The following is a 23,119-nucleotide window of genomic DNA, read 5'->3' as shown; positions in this document are numbered from 1 at the left end:
TTAATTTACTCCGTGTTTTATTAAAGTATCAATAATATACTTAAGGCCCCTATTCATGTGTATAATTTCTTCAGGGCTTAGTATAATATTAAATTCATCTTCTAAAGCTGTTATAAGAGATAAATGTTTAAGTGAATCCCAATTTTCTAACTTGTCAGGAATAATATCATCATCTTTTAGATGAGTAATATTTTCATTTAATACTTGTTCCAAGATTTTCAATATCTTATCTTTCATTTATACCAACTCCAGAATTTTTATTTTAAATATTTTATAGATTAAATTTTGTAAAACTATATAAAAATTAGTTTTACATTTTTATAATATTCACAACAGTAAGTTATGTGTAAGGTTTACTAAATTTTTTAATTGTTTTGTTATCACTAAATAGAGTATCTTCGAATAGAATATAGTGCCTACAAATAAATGAAAAAATTATGATATAAAATTCTATGAAAATTTTGGATGATATAACAGGGGGCGTTAGATTTGAAAGGAATTATATTAGCAGGGGGAACGGGTTCGAGATTATTTCCGCTGACACAGGTAACAAATAAACATTTACTACCTGTTGGTAAATATCCTATGATAGATCATTCAATAGCTAAAATGAAACAAGCCGGAATAAAAGATATAATGGTTATTTTAGATAAGGAATATATTGGGCCTGTAGTTAAACGATTAGGAAGCGGTTATGAATATGGGGTAAACTTTACTTACAGAACTCAGGATCAACCTGATGGAATCGCTCATGCATTGGGATTATGCAAGTCATTTGTAGGTAAAGATAAATCAGTGGTAATATTAGGAGATAATATATTTAATGATAATATAAAGGATTATGTACGTGATTTTGAAAGACAAGATAAAGGTGCCAAGATATTAATAAAACAAGTTAAAGACCCAGAGAGATATGGAGTGGCAGAAATTAGTCAAAATAAAATAGTAAATATAGAAGAAAAGCCTAAGTTTTTTAAAAGCAATTATTGTGTTACTGGTATATATATGTATGATTTTAGAGTTTTTGATATTATAAAGAAACTAAAACCTTCTAGTAGAGGAGAACTTGAAATAACTGATGTTAATAATTGGTATATAAAAGATGGAACTTTAACTTATAGTGTTCTCAAGGATTGGTGGATAGATGCTGGAACTTTTCAGGCTTTATACCATGCAAATGAGTTATCTAAAGATATAGATTTAAACTATATTTTAAGTAAAGAATATCAATCAACTTAACATTAAAGTATTATGTATACGAAAATATAAAAAGTGCTCTAATTTTCTAATATAAGAAATGTAGAGCACTTTTGTTAAATAAATTAAAAAAGTATTAATATAGAAATTGGGAGGGTATTATGAAGACTTATTTAATTACAGGTGGAGCTGGTTTTATTGGAGCTAACTTTATTATATATATGCTTAATAGGTATGAAAATATAATGATAATAAACTTAGATAAGCTTACTTATGCAGGAAACTTAGATAATCTAAAGGAAGTTGATAATAAATATAACTATACATTCATTCAAGGAGATATATGTGATAGTAAATTATTACAAGGTTTATTTAAAAAATATGATATAGATTATGTAGTAAATTTTGCTGCAGAATCTCATGTTGATAGGAGTATAAAGGAACCAGAAGTTTTTGTGAATACAAATGTTCTAGGAACTATTACTTTAATAAATGAAGCAAAAAAAGTATGGGAAGAAAAAACTGGTTTTAGAGAAGGTAAGAAGTATATTCAAATATCTACAGATGAGGTATATGGATCACTTGGACAGTATGGTTATTTTACAGAGACAACTCCATTAAATCCCCGTAGTCCATATTCATCAAGTAAAGCTAGTGCAGATTTAATAGTTAAATCATATTTCTATACCTATAAGATGCCCATAAATATAACAAGATGTTCAAATAACTATGGACCATTTCAGTTTCCTGAGAAACTAGTACCATTATTGGTAACTAATTGTATAAATCATAAGAAATTACCTATTTATGGTGATGGGCTAAATATAAGAGACTGGTTATATGTAGAAGATCATTGTAAGGCAATAGATATGGTTATAAATAAAGGTAAACTAGGAGAAATTTACAATATAGGAGGGCATAATGAAAGAACTAATATTGAAATAGCTAAGACAGTAATAAATTACTTAAGTAAAAGTTTAAATGAAAGTATAGGGGAAGATTTAATAGAGTACGTAGGAGATAGAAAAGGACATGATAGAAGATATGGAATAGATCCAGCTAAGATAAAAAATGAACTAGGATGGTATCCGGAGACTACATTTGATATTGGAATAGAAAAAACTATACAGTGGTATTTAAATAATAAAGGTTGGATAAATAATGTTATTTCAGGTCAATATCAAAAGTACTTTAAAGATATGTACGAAAATAGAGTTAAAACTGATATTTAGTTAAGATTTTTATTATAGGGCTTCTCTGTGCAAACTTTATTTATACTAAGGGATATGTTACTAATAATTCATGAAAAGTTATTTAGAAGTTTAATCTAATCTAAATTTTTAAGATTTATTGAAAATATTTAAGTGTAAATTCTTAACTGGTAACATATCCTTAGATTTTAATAAAATACTTATAGTATAGAATAATTTTGAGTATAGTATCATGTAAATATAAAGCTTTATATTTACAATATTTATAGTAGAATTACTTCGAAAAAATAACAATGAATATAACATTTTAAATATGCTTAATCTATTGTATAATGAAGTTTGAGTAAATTTTATAGGAGATGAACAAATGAATAATATAGAACTACTAGCACCAGCTGGAAGCATGGAAAGTTTACATGCAGCAGTGCAAGCAGGAGCGGATGCAGTTTATCTAGGGGGAAACAAGTTTTCTGCTAGAGCTTATGCATCAAATTTTGATGATGAAAATATGGCAAAGGCCGTTAACTACTGCCATTTATATAATGTAAAAGTATATGTAACTATAAATACAATCATGAAGGAAAATGAACTAGAAGAAGCATTAAGTTATGCTAAGTTTTTATATAGTATAGGCGTGGATGCTCTTATAATACAAGATGTTGGTTTGGCTGAATTAATACAAATACATTTGCCTAAATTTGAACTACATGCTTCTACGCAAATGACTGTACATAATGCAGAAGGAGCTTTGCTTTTAAAAAAACTTGGCTTTGAGAGAATAGTCCTATCTAGGGAGTTATCTTTAAAAGAAATTAAATATATATCAAAAGAATTAAATATAGAAACAGAAATATTTATTCACGGTGCTCTTTGTGTATGCTATTCAGGTCAATGTCTTATGAGCAGTATGATTGGAGGAAGAAGTGGAAACAGGGGAAGATGTGCTCAGCCGTGTAGACTTCCTTATACTATAATAAATAGAAAAAACTCAGAAGAGAAAAAAGGATATCTTTTAAGTCCAAAGGATATATGTACTATAGAAAATATAAAAGATATAATATATAGCGGAACTACGTCTTTGAAAATAGAAGGTAGAATGAAAAGACCAGAATACGTGGCTGGTGTTGTTCAATCATATAGAAAAGCAATAGATGATATATTAAAGAAAGATTTGGCAGATGGTATATTGAGTAGCACTGAAGATTTTGATATAAAAAGTGAAAAGAAGAAACTGATGCAATTATTCAATAGAGAAGGATTTTCTAAAGCTTATTTGTTTGGTAATGTGGGTAGAGATATGATGGCTTATTCTTTTCCTAAAAATATGGGATTAGAGCTTGGAAAAGTTCAAAAAGATTTCATAATAGAACTGAAGGAAAATATAGCACTAAAAGATGGAATTAGAAGTGGTGAAAGTGGCTTTACAGTTTCTAAAATAATTAAAGATGGCAAAGAGGTTGAAACTGCTTATGTAGGAGAACGTGTAAAATTACTACCTACAAACTATAAAAAGGGAGATATACTTTATAAAACTTCAGATTTAGAATTACTTAATAAACTGGAAAGGTTTTATAAAAACCCTTATGAAAGAAAAATTGACATAAATCTTTTAGTTAAATTTAAAGTTAATGAACCTATAGAATTGAAAATAGAGTATAAAAATAGGAGTTTTCAAGTTAAAGGAGAAATAGTTCAGACTGCATTAAAGAAACCACTTGATAAAGAAAGAATAAAAGAGAGTTTAGGTAAAACTGGAGATGTTCCTTTTAAGTTTAGTGATATAGAGTTCCAAGCATTCCAACAGGGTTTTTTACCTGTTTCAGCTATAAATGAAGTAAGAAGAAAATTAATAGAGGAGATTGAGAGTTACGTAATAACACTTAGAAATACTGAAAAGCTTAAAGTTTCAGAGAGTATTAAGAATAATAAAGAGGATAACATTGATAACAAATTAATTAAAGAGCATAATGAAATGCCAGAAACTATAATATTTATAAATGACGAAGAACAGCTAAAGGCATTTCTTGAATTTGATTTTTCTTATGTCGCTGTAAACCCATTTGGAGAACTAGGATTTAAATGTTTAGATAAATTAAAAGGAAGAAAAGTGTTTTTTAAACTAACTAATATAATAAGAAGTGAATTCGAACAATTATGTGATGCAATTGAAAAAGAAATAGATAATATAGAAGGTATCATAACAGCAAACCTAGGGTTAATAAGTAGATTTAGTAAGAAGACAAATATAATTGGAGACTATAAGCTAAATGTATTTAATAGTAAAGCTTTAGATTTTTATAAAAGCTTTATGAATGGAAGCTGTTTAAGTTCAGAATTGAATAGAAAAGAACTGAAAGAATTAGTGAAAAATACACAAGTTCCTGTACAAATTCTTATTTATGGAAAAACCGAGCTCATGGTCAGTGAGTATTGTGCTGTTGGAAGTACTTTTGGTGGAAAAACAGCTTGTGATAATTGTAATAGAGCTTGTAGAAAAGGAGATTTTATAATAAAGGATAGAAAAGGTGAAGAATTTATAATAAGGACGGATAAATTCTGTAGAAGCTATATTTATAATAGTGTGCCTATTAATTTGATACCTAATTTTGAAGATTTACAATCTATAAGAATAAAGTCTTATAGAGCAGATTTCATAGATGAAAATTACGATGAAACAAAAAGAATATTAAATGCATTAAGGCATAAGAAATGGGAAAGTGATTTTAGCAATTTTACTAGAGGACATTATAAAAGAGGAGTGGAATAGATGAACCAAAGGTCTTTGAGGATATTAGAATTTAACAAAATAAAAGATAAACTAAAAAAATATACTAATACTGGTGCGGCAAAGGATTTAATAGAGGATTTAAAACCCTACGACAATGTTTATGAAGTTAAAGAACATTTAGAAGAGACTCGAGAAGCACTAAAACTACTATTTACAAAAGGTTCACCCCCTTTTGAAGGTGTGTACGATGTTAGAGAGGGAATAAGTAGAGCGGAGAAGGGATCTATACTTGTACCAGGGCAACTTTTAAAAATAGCAGCATTACTTAGGTGTGCTAGAAGATTTAAGGAGTATGTATTTCATAAGGAAGATGAAGAATCTTTTCGTGTTATAGAAGACATATGCGAAGGTATAAGACCTATAAAAAAACTAGAAGATGAGATATTTATGGCTATAGTTGGTGAGGATGAAATATCCGATAGAGCAAGTAGTACTCTTTATAATATTAGAAAATCATTGAAGGATAAAAATTCATCTATAAGAGATAAGGTAAATTCTCTTATAAGGACTTATTCTCAATACCTTCAAGAAAATTTATATACTATGAGAGGGGATAGGTATGTACTCCCTGTAAAGGCTGAGTATAAGGGAGCTGTAGATGGACTTGTTCACGACCAAAGTTCTAGTGGGGCTACTTTATTTATTGAGCCTATGAGTCTTGTAAATTTAAATAATGAAATTAAAGAATTAATGCTCAAAGAGAGAGCTGAAATAGAAAGAATACTTGCAGAACTGTCCGCTAAAGTTCATAGTGAAATAACTATAGTAAAAAATAATGCTAATATTGTGTGGGAATTGGACTTTATTTTTTCTAAAGCAAAATATGCTAGTGAATACAATTGTACCTGTCCTAATATTGATGATAATGGAATTATCGATATTATAGAAGGTAAACATCCTCTTATAGATCCTAAAATTGTAGTGCCAACCAGTGTGTATTTAGGAAAAGATTTTACCTCACTAGTTATAACAGGACCTAATACTGGTGGTAAGACTGTAGCATTAAAAACTATAGGACTGCTGCATATTATGGCTATGAGTGGAATTATGATACCAGCAAAAGAAAATTCAACTGTAGGTTTCTTTAAGGAGATATTTGCTGATATAGGAGATGAGCAAAGTATAGAGCAAAGCTTATCAACTTTTTCATCTCATATGACTAATATAGTGCAAATTATTAATGAGTCCGATGATAAGTCTCTTGCTCTATTTGATGAATTAGGCGCAGGAACAGACCCTACAGAAGGTGCGGCCTTAGCAGTTTCTATATTAGAAAGCTTGAAAAAAAGAGGAGTAAAGATAGTAGCTACAACTCATTATAGTGAACTTAAAGCATATGCACTTAAAACCGAAGGAGTAGAAAATGCATCTGTAGAATTTAATGTGGAAACCTTAAAACCAACCCATAGACTTTTAGTGGGGGTTCCAGGCAAGTCTAATGCTTTTGAAATTTCTAGAAGGCTTGGACTTCCAGATTATATAATTAGTGATGCTAAGGAAAGCATTGCTAGTGAAACATTACAATTTGAAGATTTAATTCAAAGCCTTCAAGAAAAGAAAATAAAGGCTGAAAATGATGCTAGAGAAGCATCAAGTTTAAAAAATGAAGTACTTAAAGTTAAAGAGAAATATGAGGAAAAGTTATATAGCTTACAAAATGTAAGAGATAAGGCTATAATTGAAGCTCAAAGAGAAGCAAAGAAAATTATAAAAGAAGCAAAAGAAGAGGCTGATAGTATTCTTAAAAACATCAGAGATCTTGAAAGAATGGGTTACAGTTCAGATGTAAGACAGAAGCTTGAAGAGGAAAGAAGAAGACTAAAAGACAAACTTAATAAAGCAGAAGAAAAAGCCAACTTAGTGAAGAAGGATGAGGGTGAAGAATTAAAAACTGTAAAAGAAGGTCAGGAAGTTTTTCTTCCATCGTTAAATCAGAAGGTTATAGTATTATCTAAACCAGATAACAAAGGCGAAGTACAAGTTCAGGCTGGAATAATGAAGATAAGTGTAAAGCTGAAAGATTTAAGAGCATCTAAAGGTGTAAGTGCCGAAACTAAAAAGAAGGTTAAAAGAGAAGCAAAACTGAATTTAAGATCTGTACCTACATCAATAGATTTAAGAGGTATGGATTCCATGGAAGCTGTATATAGTACTGATAAATATTTGGATGATGCTTATATGGCTGGACTTAACGAAGTAACAGTTATTCACGGAAAGGGTACAGGTGTTTTAAGAAACGCTATTACTGATATGTTAAAAAGACATTCACATGTAAAGGACTATAGATTAGGAGAGTATGGTGAAGGTGGTACTGGAGTTACAGTAGTTGTATTAAGGTAATAAGAGGTGATAATATGATAATCGTTAGTGCTTGTTTGTGTGGGATAAATTCTAGGTATGATGGGGATAGTAACAAAAATGAGAAAGTATTTAATTTGTTGAAGGAAGGAAAAGCTATTCCAGTGTGTCCTGAGCAACTTGGTGGGATGTGTACTCCGAGACCAGCTCATGAAATATATAAGGGTACTGGAAAGGATGTAATTGAAGGTAGAGCTAAGGTCATAAGTAAAGAGGGTGGCGATGGTACCGAGTATTTTATAAGGGGAGCTTATGAAACACTTAAAATAGCAAAAGAATGTGGAGTTAAGGTTACTATTTTAAAAGCTAAAAGTCCTTCTTGTGGATATGGAAAGATATACGATGGAAGTTTTACAGGAAACAAAATAGATGGAAACGGGGTAACTGCAGAACTTTTAGAGTCAAATGGAATTAAAGTTTATACAGAGAATGACATTTAGGGTGTTAGATAGAAACTTAACTTATTACTACGGAATATATTATAGGGTTCCAGACTTGAAACTTAACTTATACTTAGGAATATGTTGACAAAACTGAAAGCACATTTAAAAACTTTTTTATCAGTCTTAGTCAAGTGTTTTAGAAAATCTTAGAACCTTAGATTGGTTAAAAGCCTAAATGGCTTTTAACGAGCGACTTATCAATGGTAATTGATAAGTTGGTCCGACAGAGTGAAGCGAGTTTATAGAAGGTTCTTATTTCATTATGAAACTCATCTTCCTTACGTCAGATGAGTAAGCGATTCGCACAAAATCACAGATTTTGGCTCTCTGCTTAAAACACGAACTTTAGACTGATTAAAAGTTTTTAACATGCTGAAGTTTGGCAACATATTCTGGAGTATAAGTTGAGTTTCAGTGCACGAACCCTATAAGTTTCTATCTAAATCAATACTTTAAAATTGCATATATAATAAAAAGGTGGAGAAATATTTAAATTTTCGCCACCTCTTGATTTTAGTCTATTTAACTACTTTGATATATTCAACTTCTGGATCTTCTGTACCTTGAACATATAATCCAGTTTCCTTAAGTTTTTGAACATAGTTAACTATTTCTTCGGTAATTTCTTCGCCAGGGCATAGTACAGGTATGCCTGGTGGATAAGCCATTAGGAACTCTCCACTTACCATTCCAATACTTTCTTTTAAAAGTACTGAAACTCGAGAACTATTAAAGGCTTCTCGTGGTATTTTAATCTGAGCAGGAATTGCAGGCACATCAATAAAGTCTGATTTTCTACTGCCCTTTCCATAGTAATCTTTACTAATTTCTTTTAACGCATGTATTAGAGCATCTATACTTTCCTTAGTATCTCCAAAAGAGCCTACTGCTAATACATTATATAGATCTGAAAGCTCAACTTGAATATGATACTTATTGCATAGTATCATATCTAAGTCATAACCAGTAATGCCTAAATCTCTACAAGTTACTGTAATTTTAGTTGGATCAAGAGCATGAACGCCCTCATTTCCTAAAATTTCCTCACCGAAGCAATAAAAACCAGGAATTTTATTAATTTCTTCTCTAGCATAATTGCTTAATTCTAAAGTTTTATCTAAAAGCTCTTTTCCATTAAGAGCAATTTGTCTTCTTGCACAGTCTAGTGATGCCATCAATATATATGAAGGTGATGTAGTCTGTAACAAAGATAAAAGTTGCTGAACTCTATTAACATCTACACGTTCAGAATTTACTTGCAATAGAGAACATTGTGTTAGTGCTCCTATTATTTTGTGTGTGCTTTGAGCGCAAATATCTGCTCCAGCCTGCATAGCTGATGTTGGTAATTTATCATTAAAACCAAGGTGCGGTCCATGAGCCTCATCTACGATTAAAGGAATATCATATGAATGAACTATATTAGCTATTCGTTTTATATCTGTTGCTACCCCATAATAGGTAGGATTTATAATTAAAACTGCCTTAGCATCAGGATTTTCCTTCAAAGTTTTCTCAACAGTTTCTGGGGTAACTCCGTGTGCTATACCAACCTTTTTATCGAAGGCAGGCTGCATATAAACAGGTATTGCACCACTTAGTATGATTCCTGCAGTAACTGATTTATGAACGTTTCTTGGGATTATTATTTTTTCTCCAGCTTTTACTACAGACATTATCATAGCCTGTATCGCGCCAGATGTACCATGTATAGAAAAAAATGCTGCATCTGAACCGTATGCATCAGCAGCTAATTGCTGAGCTTTTTTTATTGGTCCAGTAGGATGATGAAGGCTATCAACTAATTTAAAGACAGTAACATCTATTTTAAAAGGATTTTCACCGATGAAATTTTTATATTCTTCATCTATACCTATTCCTTTTTTATGTCCAGGAACGTGAAAAGGAATAGTTTCTCTATCTACATATTCCATCAATGCGTCAAATAAAGGAGTTTCATTTTGATCTAATCTATACACCTTGGTAAAGCACCTTCTTTCATAAAAATATCCCCTCAAACACTGATAGTTCAAGGGTTGGCATGTATTTTCTTATAAACCAATATAATTATATGTTAAATGAATTATAAATGCAACAATAAGAGGAAATTTTATAAAATAAATATTTGAACATCATAATTTATGAATAATGTAGAAAACTTTGTAAATAATAAATAGTAGATATGCACATAACTAGGAGGAATATAAGAATGGAAAATTTAGTATTACATAAGAGAGAAAAAGGTACAGGACATGGAGCAAGGAGACAGAGAAGAAAAGGAGTTATACCAGGTGTATTATATGGAAAGACAATAAATAATTTCATGTTTGAGATTGGGGAAATTGAATTACATAAGGAAGTATATAAGAATGGTGAACATGGTATATTAGATGTAGAAATTGATGGACAAAAACATAAAACTTTAATTAAGGAAGTACAAAGGGATCCTGTGAAACGTAAAATTATGCATATAGACTTAGAAGAATTGCCTGAAAATGAGACAATTAGAGCAGAAGTGCCTATTGTGTTTAAAGGTGAGGACTTGGTAATGAAAAGAGGGGAAGCTGTGCAAAAAGAAATAAATACTGTAAGAGTTCAGTGTAAAGCTGAAATACTGCCTAAGTTTATAAGTGTAGATATTTCTTCATTAAATGCAGGGGAAACCTATAGAATAGCAGACATAGAGCTAGCTGAAGATATATCAATTATAGAGAATGCAAATACTCTAATAGCTTTAATAACTAAAAATAATAAACCATCAGATATTCCAGTAGAAGATTAATATTAATATTTAACCTAAATTTAAAATTTAAAATTTAATTTTAAATTTAATTTAATGTTAGTATTAAATTAAAACTCTGATTAAATATCATTTAATGTCGATTAACGCCAAAAAACAATGTAAATTATTGTTTTTTGGCGTTTTGTATACATAAATAGAGTATTTTTAAGAGTGCTTTTATTTAATAACTTATAGTATAATATTAATTGTTAAATATTACATGGGGTGGAGGTAAAAAATGTTATACAAAGAAAAATACAATTTATGGTTAGAATCAGAATTAATAGATGAAACCGCTAAACAGGAATTGGTAAACATAACGGATGAAAAAGAAATAGAGGATAGATTCTATAAGGATTTAGAATTTGGAACAGGTGGACTTAGAGGTATTATTGGTATGGGAACCAACAGAATGAATATATATACTGTTGGAAAGACTACTCAAGGAATGGCAGAGTATTTAATAAAAAGATATGAGAAAGATATATCTGTAAGCATAGCATACGACTCTAGGATAATGTCTAAAGAATTTGCAGAAGCAGCTGCATCAACATTATGTGCTAATGGCATAAAAGTAAATTTATTCGAATCCTTAAGACCAACACCAATGTTATCTTATACCGTAAGACATTTGAAGAGTAAAGCAGGAATTGTTATTACGGCTTCACATAATCCAAAACAATATAATGGATATAAGGTATATGGAGAAGATGGTGGACAGGTTACTGATGCAGCAGCAAAAGAAATACTCTCTTACATAGAAGGCATACGTGATTTTGCTGAATTAAAAAGTGTAGATTTAAATGAAGCAAAGAAAAAGGGTCTTTTAAATATAATAGGTGAAGAGGTTGACAAGGCTTATATTGAAAAGGTAAAAGACCTAACTATAAGAAAAGACCTTGTAAGTCAGTATGCGAAGGATTTAAATATAATTTATACTCCTATACATGGATCAGGGAATATGCCTATAAGAAGAGTATTAAGTGAATTAGGATATAATAATGTAGCTATAGTAAAAGAACAAGAACAGCCTGATGGAAACTTCCCTACAGCAGCATATCCTAACCCTGAAGATCCAAAGGTATTTAATATTGCTTTAAGTATGGCTGAACGAGTTCAACCTGATATAATATTTGGAACAGATCCAGATTGTGATAGAATAGGAATGGTTGTGAAAGACAACAATGGCGAGTATAAGGTACTTACAGGTAACCAGACTGGGGTTCTTTTAACACATTATATACTATCATCATTAAAAGAATTAAATAAACTACCTAACAATGGTGTTGTAATCAAGACGATAGTTACTACTGAAATGGCTGCAAATATAGCAAAAGAATACGATATAGAATTAATAGATGTGCTAACTGGATTTAAGTATATAGGAGAAAAAATAAAAGAGTTTGAAGAAAATAATGATAAACAATACTTATTTGGTTTTGAAGAAAGTTATGGATATCTTGCAGGAAACTTTGTAAGAGATAAAGATGCAGTTATAGCTGCAGAGCTAATATGTGAAATGACTCTTTATTATAAGAATAAGGGGATAAGCTTATATGATGCTCTAATGGAACTTTATAAAGAATATGGATTTTATAAAGAAAAATTAATTTCAATAGAATTACAAGGGAAAGAAGGACAAGAAAAAATAGAAAAGGCTCTTCAGTATTTAAGACATTCTATGAGTTACAGCGTAGGAAATACTAAAATAACGAAAAAGATGGACTATAAGCTTAGTATAGAAAAAGACTTAGTTAACATATCAGAAAATAACATAAACTTACCAAAATCTAATGTACTTAAATTTATACTTGAAGATAACTCTTGGTTTGTAGTAAGACCATCTGGAACTGAGCCTAAGATGAAAATTTATTTATCTGTTACTGGAGAAAGTATTGAAGATGCAAAATTAAGAATGGATGAATTTGAAAAGCAGATTAGTGAGATTATAGATAAAGCTTGCAATCAGTAAGTATATAGATACCCGTGCCCGAAATTTAACTTATACTCCGGGATATATTACCATGTTTCGTCACGTTAAATATTTTTAATTAGTCTAAAGTTCAAATTTGAGAAAAATCTAAGAACTTTGATAAACTCGTACCTCAAACATATCTAAAGTTCTAAGATTTTTTCTCAAATTTTCACTAAGACTAATAAAAAAATATTTAAATGTGACTTCAACATTGGTAATATACCCCTACGTATAAGTTAAATTTTTTATGTTTTGATTATTTATTTATAATGTAGTAAAATTCATATAGAAAAAATGGTACTATAATTATGTAGAAAAGAAGGTGCTTAATGTAATATGGATATAAAATCATACTTTGCTGATAAATTGTCTAAATTATTATTCTTAGAAATATCAAAAGAAAATATAAAGAAGATATTTAATGTAGAACTATCAGAAGAGATATATATACCAGTAAAATCTGATAGCATAGTAAATCAGGTAAAGGCAGAAGAAAGTGTAGATCAAATTCCTTTAAGCTTTTTTATAGAAGGAATTATTTATGTATTAGGAGCAGATAAATCCTTTCGCTTTAATGAAGAGTATAAAAATATATTAAAGCACATAAATAACAGTGATAAATTTATAAAAGGAAGAATAGCTGAAAAGGTTAAAAATAAAAATTATGAAGATGCATATATACTGCTCAAAGGATTATTAGAAATAGATAGCAGCATTGAAATTTTAGATAAGTTAATATTGATTGTTGATGAATTGAGAAATAAGGATAAAATGTATAAAGAAGAAGAATTAGAAATCATAGAAAAGGCTAAGGATAATGAAAATTATGCAACACCATATTTTTATGAAGCTATTATGAGGAAAGAAGAAAGAGATTATGAAAAAGCTCTTTTCTGCATAAATAATTATATTTCACGAGGTGGAGAAGAAACTATAGAGGTAACAGAACTTAAGGAGTCTCTCAAACTAGTAATAAGTTATGAAGAAGGCAAAAAATTAGTTTATAACCATCCAAAGAATGCTCTAAAAGTATTGTTGCCTTTACTTAGCGAGTTTGGAAATGATGCTGCTTTGTACTATTATATAGCAGTATGTTATAGAATATTAGAAAACTATGAAAAAGCTATATATTATTTAAATGAATCTATGAGTATAGATAATAATATTGTGGAAGTGGTTAACGAATTAGGAATAAATTATGCTTCTATTGGTGATTATAAAAATGCAATAGCATATCTTAGAAAAGCTTTTGAAGTTACTAAGTCTGTTGAGATATGTACAAATCTTATTATGTGTTATTTAAATGATGGTGATATAGAAAATGCAAGAATTCACTTAGATATTGCGAAGAAGCTAGATTCTAAAGATGAAATAGTGGTTCAATTAGAAAACATCTTGGGGAATATTTAGGGTTAAAATTATAGTAAAGGGGAGTTCTATATGAGAGTTAAAAAAGCAATAATACCAGCAGCAGGACTAGGAACAAGGTTTTTACCAGCTACAAAGGCTCAACCTAAAGAAATGCTTCCTATAGTTGATAAACCAACAATACAGTATATTATTGAAGAAGCGGTTGTTTCAGGCATAGAACAGATACTTATAATAACAGGAAGAAACAAGAGAGCCATAGAAGATCACTTTGATAAATCTGTAGAACTAGAAAATGAATTAGAACTTCATGGAAAAAATGATTTGTTAAATATCGTTAAGGATATATCTAATATGGTTGATATTTATTATATAAGACAAAAAGAACCTAAGGGGCTTGGACATGCTATAAGTTGTGCTAAAACCTTTGTAGGTAAGGAGCCATTTGCTGTAATGTTAGGTGATGATGTTGTTGATAGTAAGGTTCCTTGTTTAAAACAACTTATAGATTGCTATAATGAATATAAAACATCAATTATAGGGGTACAAGAGGTTCCAGATAACCAAGTGTATAAATATGGAATAGTAAAAGGAATGTATATAGAGGATAGAGTTTACAAAGTAAAGGATCTAGTAGAAAAACCTAAAATTGAAGAGGCACCTTCTAATATAGCCATTTTAGGAAGATATATAATTACCCCGGCTATATTTGAAATTCTTGATAACACTATACCAGGAAAAGGCGGAGAGATTCAACTTACAGATGCCCTTAGAACTCTCATATCAATTGAAGCCATGTATGCTTATACCTTTGAAGGAAGAAGGTATGATGTAGGTGACAAATTAGGTTTTCTTGAAGCAACAGTTGAATATGCTTTAAAAAGAGAAGAATTAAGGAAACCATTTATGGAATATCTTTTAAATTTGGAAAATAATAAAATGTTTAAAGAAGTATACAATGAACTATGTAATGAAAATAAGTTAGAAAAATAGAATACTTAAGGAAAACCACTTAATTATTTAAGTGGTTTTTTTGTATTTACATATTAATATTTTAAAGTAACAGATATAAGTATAGATAGCCACAACTTAAATTTCGGGCATGGCTATCTATAATAGAAATAAAGTAAAACTCAGTATAACTATTCAATATGTTTACTTTTTATTAAAAAAAATGTATTGAATAATTTTTTCTATGAGGTAAAATAGATAAAGAGAGTTTGAGCCTGGAATTTTTACAATAATTTTTGAGGAAGTGTTAGTATGGAGAAAGATAAAAAGCTTATATTATATGATGTGATTTTTCTTATAGTTTCATTATATTTTGCTTTATTACTTAGATTTGATTTTAATATACCCCAAGAATATACGGTGTTTTTAAAGTTGTCCATAGTTCCAGTAGTGATTATAACGCTAGTGTGTAATAGATTTTTTAATTTATATAATAGTATATGGAAATATGCATCTGTTGAGGAGTTAATATCTATTGTATATTCGCTTTCTGTATCCAATGTAATATTTATAATTTATAGTTATTGCGTAAATTATAAGTTTTTGGAAAATAGATATTACAGATTTCCTTTTACAGTGCATATAATTTTTTGGATTTTATCTGTAGTAGCTTTAGGTGGAACTAGATTTATATATAGAGTAATTGGAGATAGAATAGAAAATAGCGTATCAAGAAAACAAATGAAAAATCTTCTTATTATTGGAGCAGGAGATGCATCTGCATTATTGATAAAGGAAATAAAGAAACATAAAGACTTAAGCTATAATTTAGTTGGTTTAATTGATGATGATTCTGCAAAAAAAGGCCGATTAATCAATGGTATAGAAGTTTTAGGTGGAAGAGACAAGATAATTGAGGTATGTAAAAATAAAAATGTTGAAGAAATAATATTAGCTATACCGTCAACGGATTTGGGGACAAAAAGAGAAATAGTAAATATCTGTAAAAATACTAACTGTAAATTAAAGACTATACCCGGAATATATGAAATAATTAATGAAAAAGTTAGTATAACAAAATTAAGAGATGTTAATATTGAGGATTTACTTGGAAGAGAAGAGGTTAAACTTAATAATGAAAATATAAATAAATATATAAAAGATAAGGTAATACTTGTTACAGGTGGAGGTGGCTCTATAGGTTCAGAGCTATGTAGACAAATAGCAAAATTTAATCCTAAAAAGCTTTTAATATTAGATATATATGAAAATAACGTGTATGATGTACAAATGGAGTTGAACTATAACTATCCAGACATAGATAAAGCAGTAATTATAGCATCCATAAGAGATATGAAGCGTATGAAAGATATATTTCATACATATAAACCAGATGTGGTTTTTCACGCCGCAGCTCATAAGCACGTTCCATTAATGGAAGAAAATCCAGCGGAAGCTATAAAAAACAATATTATTGGAACTTATAATATATTAAGCTGTTGTAATGAATTTAGTGTGAAAAAATTTGTACAAATAAGTACAGATAAGGCTGTTAATCCGACTAATATAATGGGGGCTACAAAAAGATTTTGCGAAATTATGGTTCAAGCTTTTGACAAGGCAAGTGATACTGAATATGTAGCTGTAAGGTTTGGAAACGTGTTAGGCAGCAATGGTTCTGTAATCCCTTTGTTTAAAAAACAAATTGCTCATGGTGGACCAGTAACAGTTACTCATCCAGAAATAAATAGATTTTTTATGACCATTCCTGAGGCTTCTCAATTAGTTATTCAAGCAGGTGCAATAGCTAAGGGCGGTGAAATATTCGTACTTGATATGGGAAAACCAGTTAAAATAGTAGATTTGGCTAGAGATTTAATAAGCTTATCAGGGTATAAGCCAGATGTAGACATAAAGATAGAATATACTGGTCTTAGACCTGGAGAAAAACTATATGAGGAACTATTAATGAATGAAATAGCATTAACCTCCACAGAACACAATAAGATATTTGTTGAAAAACCAAATGAAATAGATATAAACTTTGTACAAGAATCTATAAAAGAATTTGAGGAAGTAACTAATATGGGAAGAGAAGAGATATTTAATCTTATGGAGAAAAAAGTACCAACATATAAACGTAAAAAGAACTAAATTATATTAATAATAACAAAAGGATGAATAGATTAATGAAGAATATACTAGTTATTTCGCACATGTATCCATCATCATCTAATGGTGTATTAGGCATCTTTGTTCATAAACAAGTTCAAAAACTCATAAAAGAAGGTTGTAAGGTTAAAGTAATATGCCCAGTACCGTACGTACCTAAGTTTTTGAAAATAAGTAAAAAGCTTAAAGGTTACATTGATATCCCTGATAATGCAGTAATTGATGGAGTTGAAGTGTTTTATCCTAGGTATATTGAGATTCCAAGAGGTATCTTACTACAATACTCAGGGTTTCTCATGTATCTAGGAATAAAAAAGTTAATAAAGAAAGTTCATAAAGAATTTAAGTTTCATATATTACATGCACATACTGCTATACCAGTAGGATTTTCATCAATGATACTAAGTAGAAGGTATAAGGTTCCTTTTGTAGTTACTATACATGGTCAAGATTTTCAGTACACAATGAGAAAAAATATGGCTTGCAAGAGAAATGTTATGAGAGTTTTATGTAATGCTGATAATGTTATAACTGTAAGTAACAAGCTGAGGAATATGATCGAAGATGAAAAAGTACTAAGTAAAACTGTTGTAATTAATAATGGAATAAATCCAGAAGAATATAAAGATGATGATAGCAATAACATTATAGAACAAAATTCGGAATACACTATTTTAAGTGTTTCTTCGTTAATAAAAACTAAGGGTATTGATTTAAATATAAGGGCTATGTCTCAAATAGTAAAAAAACATCCAAATATAAAATACTATATTATTGGTGGTGGAGAAGAAGATAAAAGCTTAAGAAAGCTTGTAGATGATTTAGCCTTAAATAATAATGTTATATTTTTAGGTAAATTGCCTCACTCTCAAGTAATAAAATATATGGCTAAATGTGATATTTTTACTCTGCCTAGTTGGCAAGAGGGCTTTGGAATAGTATATATTGAAGCGATGAATAATGGGGTTCCAGTAATAGGCGTAAAAGGCCAAGGAATAGAAGATGTTATCATCAATAAAGAAAATGGTTTTTTAGTAGAACCTCATAATGTTGAGGACTTAGTTAAAACTCTAGAATATATATTAGAAAACATAGAAGAAGCTAAGGCCATTGGGGAACAGGGCAGAAAGACTGTTCTTAATGAATATACTTGGTTGAGGAACGCTCAAAAAACAATTGATATTTATAATGATTTATTAAATAATAACGAATAATGATTTCAGTTCGAGGTGATATAAATTTGAATATTGCAATGATTTTAACTAATGGTTTTGATCCTGATCCAAGAGTTTATAAGGAAGCCAAATCACTAACTAAACTAGGACACAGCATAACTATTTTATGCTGGGATAGATCAGGTACTTACATTGATAAGCCAGAGGAAAATATAGATGGAATAAAAATAGTAAGATTTTTTGGAGATGCTCAATATGGGTCAGGATATAAACAAGGATTTAAATTCCTAAAATTTAAAAAAGATGTTTTAAAATATATGAAAATCAAAAAATTTCATGCTATACACTGTCATGATTTTGACGGATTATTTATTGGATATAGTGTAAATAAGAAATTAAAATTAAAATTAGTATATGATGAGCATGATTTATTTTATACGTACTTTCTAGATAGAACAGGGTTTCTAAATAAATTAATTTATAATTTTATTATTATGAAAGAAAAAAGTATGTTAAAGGCTGTTGATACTCACATTGTAGTTACACCTAAAATGGGAGAAGTATACAAAGATATAAGTAAGAAAATTTATATTGTAAATAATGCTCCATATAAAGATTTATTTAATAATATAGAAAAAATACCAAGTAATAAGCTAAGAATAGGGTTTATAGGATCTGTTAGATATTATGATGAAATGAAAGCTCTCATAGATGCATCTCAACCTTATAAAGAACAAGTTGAAATTGTAGTATGCGGAAAAGGAATCTATTCAGAGAAATTGGCTGAATATGCAAAGGAATTCTCAAATGTAAAGATTCAAGGAGCATTCAAAATAAATCAATTAGAAGAATTATATAGAAATATAGATGTTACATACGCATTTTACCCAGGAAATACAGCAACTATTTCTATGCCTAATAAATTTTATGAGAGCATAATAACAGAAACCCCTATAATAGCAAATATAAATACTGAGTTTGGATATGAGGTCCAAAAAAACAAAATAGGCTATGGAATATCTGGAGAAAACTTAACTAAGGAACTTAAAGAAATTATAGGAAACTTAGTAGAAGACAAAAATGAGAAGAAAACTATATTAGAAAATATGAGAAAAATTAAAGATGATTATTTTTGGGAATCAAATGAACAAAGACTTAAAGAAATTTATAGTGTTTAGTTTATAGTTTTACAGAAGGAGATAACTATGGTTTATGATAATACGGTTTCTGTAATAATACCAGTGTTTAATGAAGAAAAACACATAGAAAATTGCTTAAATTCAATACTTAATCAAAGTTACGAAAACATTATAGAGATACTGATAATGGATGGTATGTCCACCGACAAAACTCGAGAACTTATCAATAAGTTTAAAGATGAAAGAATAGTTATAGTTGATAATCATAAAAGAATACAGTCAGCGGGGCTAAATTCAGGAATTAAAATGGCTAAGGGTGATATAGTAGTAAGAATTGATGCTCATGCTGCATATGATAAAAACTATATTAAGGAATGCGTTGAAACTCTTAATACTTTAAAAGATGAAAATGTTGTTAATGTTGGAGGGCCTACTTATTTAGTTACTTCAGGTAATTATATAGAAGACTGTATAGTATTTTTACATGAGAGCAAATTTGGTATAGGAGTTGCCAAGTTTAGACAGAAAGACTATGAAGGCTTTGTTGATACTGTATGGAACGGAGCCTTTTGGAGATGGATATTTGATAAGGTTGGATTTTACAACGAAGAACTTCATAGAAGTGAAGATAACGATATGAACAATAGAATCACTAAAAGTGGTTATAAAATTTATCAAAATAAAAATATAATAGCATATTACAAACCTAGAAGCAGTGTGAAAAAATTATTAGCACAAAACTATTCTAATGGAAAAGCCATAGGAAATTCAATAGTTAACAATAGGGAAATAATAAGAATAAGACATTTAGTACCACTTATTTTTATGTTGACAATAGTTTGTTTTGGGGTACTTTTAAATTTTTCTTATTTGAGTAAAATAATAGAGATTATAGCACTTGGAAGTTATTTTACAATTGATTTTATTGAATGTTTGAGAATTGCTTCACAAAAAGGAATAAAGTATGTACCTTTATTATTTATTTTATTCTTTACACTGCATATATGCTATGGATTTGGAACTCTAATAGGATTTTTTCAACAATTATTTAGAAAAAATAAAGTATAGCTAACTAGAGAGATTGGAGAAACAAAATGGAACAATTTTGTGAAAAAATATCGAATATTTTTAGTAGTGATAGAAAGCAGAATAAACTTATAGCACTAATTTTTTACATACTATTTGTAGCAATTTTATGTGTTGGTTATTGGGTAGCATCAAAACCTTATTTATCTTTTAATTTTTTTATTAATCCAGGTGAGGTTATACGAGCTATTAAAATTCTTCCCGCACTTGTTCTTATAGTAGCTGCATGTGTTTTATTAATACCAGATAGAATCGAAGGTCTTACTAGTTTATACTGGATGTTATTTACATTATTAAGTGCTATTCCGATTTTAGTTGTGTACATATTTAATGGCATTGCAGACAATAAGAACGTATTAATATACATATATACTATTGAGATTTTATGTGTATTGGGTATGTACTTAGTTTCAAGATTTAATATAAATTTCCCTAATTTAAGTCTAAATAAAAGAGTATTTTGGATATTTATGTTTGTATTTATACTTGTTGCATATGGCTATTTGTTTATAACTTTAGGGTTACCTAAAGATATTAAATTGGCGTTTAAGGATGTATATGCTGTACGTTTAAATTATAGGGCTTCTGTAGATCGTTTTGGTGATTACTTTGTCCAATGGATGGGAAATGTAGTTAACCCATTTATGTTAACCTATTGTATATACAAGAAAAAGTATAAGCTTACGCCTTTACCTATTTTTTTAGAACTGATACTTTATATTTACACTGCCTACAAGAGTTTATTCGTTACACTTGTTTTGGCGCCCTTTTTCGGATTAATATTGAACAAAGGAATAAATAAAAGTTTTATACAAAAGTCTATAGTAGGAGTTGCATTAATAGCAATAATAGACGGAACTATATCAATGGTGAAACAATTTCATATGTTTAATTCTAGAATCTTATCTGTACTTAGTTATTACCCAAGTTATTACTCTATATATCTTCCTACTATTGTAAGGGCATTTATATGGCCATCATTAATTGCGTTACAGTATTATGATTTCTTCTGGATGTACCCTAAAGTATACTTATCACATAGTATTTTAGGACACTTTTTTAGTAATGTATATAAGATGGAACCTTCTCTCTACTTAGGCACTCTATATTATGGAAAGCCAGATATGAGATTAAATGTTACTTGGTATGGAGATGCATATATGAACTTTGGGATTATAGGTATGATAGTTTTTGCAGTATTACTTTATTTCATACTATTCTTAGTAAAATATGTAGAAAAGAAAAATGTATGCTTAGTAGCATCACTGCTTTTCGGTGGAATAATGACATTATTTAATGGACCATTATTAACTACTCTGCTTACTAGTGGATTAGGAATTGGTTTATTCTTAGCTTATTTGTTACCAGAAGAGATATGACATATTAGTTTGAGGGATCAACTTATTAATAAGTTTCCCTTTTTTAGTATACAAAGTTTAGGAGTGAACATAATGAAAAAGTATTATAAGGATATGGATATAGCTAGAGGCATAGGCATTTTTTTAGTAGTGCTTGGACATTCTTTTCCGGATGATAAGTTTAATAATAGTTTTGTTTATGAATATTTATATAAATTTATTTATTCGTTTCATATGCCTTTATTCTTTATAATATCAGGATTTTTTGCTTATAAAATATACAATATATCAAGTTTATCTAAATATAAGGAATTTATATCAGGCAAATTTAAAAGGCTTATAATACCTTATTTTGCTGTATCCTTAATTGCTATTCCTATAAAACTATATATGAACAGGTATGCAGCAAGACCTATACTGATAGATAACTTAATTATTGATTTAATATTATACCCTACGGGAAATGGAACAATAAACCATACAGGTACTCCTATACAATACTTTTGGTTTATATATACACTATTTTTCATATTTGCTGTTGCACCGTTGTTGAATAAGATACCTATAAGAATAGTGCTATTAATAACAGCTATTCTAAACCTAATACATTTTAAACAGGTGTCTTTATTTTATGCTTGGGGAATAGTTCATTACTTATTTTATTTTTATCTAGGTATATATTTTAATAGTATTTATAAGAAATATGTTGAATTTAAATATAAGAAGCTTTTAATTGCTACTTCATTTATAGTACTTGTATTAATTAATTTAAAGAATGTATCAGCACAGTTTTATCCTTTATATAGTTTAACTACAGCTTTAATTGGAAGTTTGCTTTTTATAAATGTTTCCTACTTGATTGTTAACAATAAAATTGGCGAAAAGCTTAAGTTTATTGGAAACTATAGTTATGATATATATCTATTTTCTTGGTTTTTTCAAACTGGAGTTAGAGTAATACTTTTTCAAATGTTAAAGCTAAATTACACTTTTGTAACTATAATGATGCTTATTGCAGGATTGTTACCAATAATATTATCTAATTTAATATTAAAAAAGATACCTATATTAGATAAAGTCTTGTTAGGAAATACAAGAATATAGAGTTTTGGAGGA

The 23,119-nt window shown here is 29.1% G+C and carries 17 protein-coding genes; 15 read left to right on the top strand and 2 right to left on the bottom strand.

What is annotated here, in order from left to right:
- Nucleotides 1–237, bottom strand: a complete 237-nt coding sequence (locus HGI79_RS08075; RefSeq protein ID WP_185650205.1) for an acyl carrier protein — start codon at nucleotides 235–237, stop codon at nucleotides 1–3.
- A 252-nt stretch (nucleotides 238–489) separates the two neighbouring features.
- On the opposite strand from HGI79_RS08075, the gene HGI79_RS08070 reads away from it, so the two are divergent.
- From HGI79_RS08070 to HGI79_RS08050, 5 genes are all read left to right on the top strand, one after another.
- Entirely contained in the window at nucleotides 490–1,239 is a 750-nt protein-coding gene (locus tag HGI79_RS08070; RefSeq protein WP_185650203.1) for a sugar phosphate nucleotidyltransferase, read from the top strand.
- Between the two features lie 119 nt (nucleotides 1,240–1,358).
- Nucleotides 1,359–2,429, top strand: a complete 1,071-nt coding sequence (rfbB, locus tag HGI79_RS08065) for a dTDP-glucose 4,6-dehydratase (protein WP_185650202.1) — start codon at nucleotides 1,359–1,361, stop codon at nucleotides 2,427–2,429.
- A gap of 346 nt (nucleotides 2,430–2,775) precedes the next feature.
- Entirely contained in the window at nucleotides 2,776–5,175 is a 2,400-nt protein-coding gene (locus HGI79_RS08060; RefSeq protein WP_185650201.1) for a DUF3656 domain-containing protein, read from the top strand.
- Nucleotides 5,176–7,536: an endonuclease MutS2 gene (locus HGI79_RS08055; RefSeq protein WP_185650199.1), complete on the top strand. Its 2,361-nt coding sequence runs from the start codon at nucleotides 5,176–5,178 to the stop codon at nucleotides 7,534–7,536.
- A 14-nt stretch (nucleotides 7,537–7,550) separates the two neighbouring features.
- Nucleotides 7,551–7,994 (top strand): DUF523 domain-containing protein, encoded by a 444-nt coding sequence (locus HGI79_RS08050; protein WP_185650197.1) that lies wholly within the window; start codon nucleotides 7,551–7,553, stop codon nucleotides 7,992–7,994.
- A 521-nt stretch (nucleotides 7,995–8,515) separates the two neighbouring features.
- Here HGI79_RS08050 and HGI79_RS08045 read toward each other — a convergent pair.
- Entirely contained in the window at nucleotides 8,516–9,976 is a 1,461-nt protein-coding gene (locus HGI79_RS08045; RefSeq protein WP_185650195.1) for an aminotransferase class I/II-fold pyridoxal phosphate-dependent enzyme, read from the bottom strand.
- Between the two features lie 230 nt (nucleotides 9,977–10,206).
- On the opposite strand from HGI79_RS08045, the gene HGI79_RS08040 reads away from it, so the two are divergent.
- The 10 genes from HGI79_RS08040 (at nucleotide 10,207) to HGI79_RS07995 (ending at nucleotide 23,107) form a co-directional block, all read left to right on the top strand.
- Complete coding sequence (locus HGI79_RS08040) at nucleotides 10,207–10,779, top strand: 50S ribosomal protein L25 (protein ID WP_185650189.1); 573 nt, start codon at nucleotides 10,207–10,209, stop codon at nucleotides 10,777–10,779.
- 238 nt (nucleotides 10,780–11,017) lie between these two features.
- The gene (locus HGI79_RS08035) at nucleotides 11,018–12,751 is read left to right on the top strand and encodes a phospho-sugar mutase (protein ID WP_185650179.1); all 1,734 of its coding nucleotides are present in this window, start codon (nucleotides 11,018–11,020) and stop codon (nucleotides 12,749–12,751) included.
- A gap of 339 nt (nucleotides 12,752–13,090) precedes the next feature.
- Nucleotides 13,091–14,164 (top strand): M48 family metallopeptidase, encoded by a 1,074-nt coding sequence (locus HGI79_RS08030; RefSeq protein ID WP_185650177.1) that lies wholly within the window; start codon nucleotides 13,091–13,093, stop codon nucleotides 14,162–14,164.
- Nucleotides 14,165–14,194: 30 nt separating this feature from the next.
- A complete protein-coding gene (gene galU / locus HGI79_RS08025; RefSeq protein WP_185650176.1) occupies nucleotides 14,195–15,115 on the top strand; it encodes a UTP--glucose-1-phosphate uridylyltransferase GalU in 921 nt (306 codons plus the stop codon).
- 270 nt (nucleotides 15,116–15,385) lie between these two features.
- Complete coding sequence (locus HGI79_RS08020; RefSeq protein WP_185650173.1) at nucleotides 15,386–17,227, top strand: nucleoside-diphosphate sugar epimerase/dehydratase; 1,842 nt, start codon at nucleotides 15,386–15,388, stop codon at nucleotides 17,225–17,227.
- A gap of 35 nt (nucleotides 17,228–17,262) precedes the next feature.
- Nucleotides 17,263–18,459 carry a glycosyltransferase family 4 protein gene (locus HGI79_RS08015; protein WP_185650172.1) on the top strand — a complete coding sequence of 399 codons (1,197 nt, stop codon included), beginning with the start codon at nucleotides 17,263–17,265 and terminating at the stop codon, nucleotides 18,457–18,459.
- Nucleotides 18,460–18,485: 26 nt separating this feature from the next.
- Nucleotides 18,486–19,598: a glycosyltransferase gene (locus tag HGI79_RS08010; protein ID WP_185650170.1), complete on the top strand. Its 1,113-nt coding sequence runs from the start codon at nucleotides 18,486–18,488 to the stop codon at nucleotides 19,596–19,598.
- Between the two features lie 27 nt (nucleotides 19,599–19,625).
- Nucleotides 19,626–20,627 (top strand): glycosyltransferase family 2 protein, encoded by a 1,002-nt coding sequence (locus HGI79_RS08005; protein WP_185650169.1) that lies wholly within the window; start codon nucleotides 19,626–19,628, stop codon nucleotides 20,625–20,627.
- Between the two features lie 26 nt (nucleotides 20,628–20,653).
- The gene (locus tag HGI79_RS08000) at nucleotides 20,654–22,024 is read left to right on the top strand and encodes an O-antigen polymerase (protein WP_185650167.1); all 1,371 of its coding nucleotides are present in this window, start codon (nucleotides 20,654–20,656) and stop codon (nucleotides 22,022–22,024) included.
- Between the two features lie 72 nt (nucleotides 22,025–22,096).
- On the top strand, nucleotides 22,097–23,107 hold the full coding sequence (locus HGI79_RS07995; protein ID WP_185650166.1) for an acyltransferase family protein: 1,011 nt from the start codon (nucleotides 22,097–22,099) through the stop codon (nucleotides 23,105–23,107).
- The last annotated feature ends 12 nt before the right edge of the window (nucleotides 23,108–23,119 follow it).

The sequence above is a fragment of the Clostridium sp. DJ247 genome (assembly GCF_014231265.1).
The sequence above is the reverse complement of the archived record's forward strand: the minus strand, read 5'-3'. Positions and strand labels throughout refer to the sequence as shown.

Coding starts and splice junctions, on each gene's coding strand:
- HGI79_RS08035 (WP_185650179.1), top strand. CDS start 11,018: ATGTTATACAAAGAAAAATACAATTTATGGTTAGAATCAGAATTAATA.
- HGI79_RS08060 (WP_185650201.1), top strand. CDS start 2,776: ATGAATAATATAGAACTACTAGCACCAGCTGGAAGCATGGAAAGTTTA.
- HGI79_RS08030 (WP_185650177.1), top strand. CDS start 13,091: ATGGATATAAAATCATACTTTGCTGATAAATTGTCTAAATTATTATTC.
- HGI79_RS08000 (WP_185650167.1), top strand. CDS start 20,654: ATGGAACAATTTTGTGAAAAAATATCGAATATTTTTAGTAGTGATAGA.
- rfbB (WP_185650202.1), top strand. CDS start 1,359: ATGAAGACTTATTTAATTACAGGTGGAGCTGGTTTTATTGGAGCTAAC.
- galU (WP_185650176.1), top strand. CDS start 14,195: ATGAGAGTTAAAAAAGCAATAATACCAGCAGCAGGACTAGGAACAAGG.
- HGI79_RS08015 (WP_185650172.1), top strand. CDS start 17,263: ATGAAGAATATACTAGTTATTTCGCACATGTATCCATCATCATCTAAT.
- HGI79_RS08005 (WP_185650169.1), top strand. CDS start 19,626: ATGGTTTATGATAATACGGTTTCTGTAATAATACCAGTGTTTAATGAA.
- HGI79_RS08040 (WP_185650189.1), top strand. CDS start 10,207: ATGGAAAATTTAGTATTACATAAGAGAGAAAAAGGTACAGGACATGGA.
- HGI79_RS07995 (WP_185650166.1), top strand. CDS start 22,097: ATGAAAAAGTATTATAAGGATATGGATATAGCTAGAGGCATAGGCATT.
- HGI79_RS08050 (WP_185650197.1), top strand. CDS start 7,551: ATGATAATCGTTAGTGCTTGTTTGTGTGGGATAAATTCTAGGTATGAT.
- HGI79_RS08075 (WP_185650205.1), bottom strand. CDS start 237: ATGAAAGATAAGATATTGAAAATCTTGGAACAAGTATTAAATGAAAAT.
- HGI79_RS08055 (WP_185650199.1), top strand. CDS start 5,176: ATGAACCAAAGGTCTTTGAGGATATTAGAATTTAACAAAATAAAAGAT.
- HGI79_RS08020 (WP_185650173.1), top strand. CDS start 15,386: ATGGAGAAAGATAAAAAGCTTATATTATATGATGTGATTTTTCTTATA.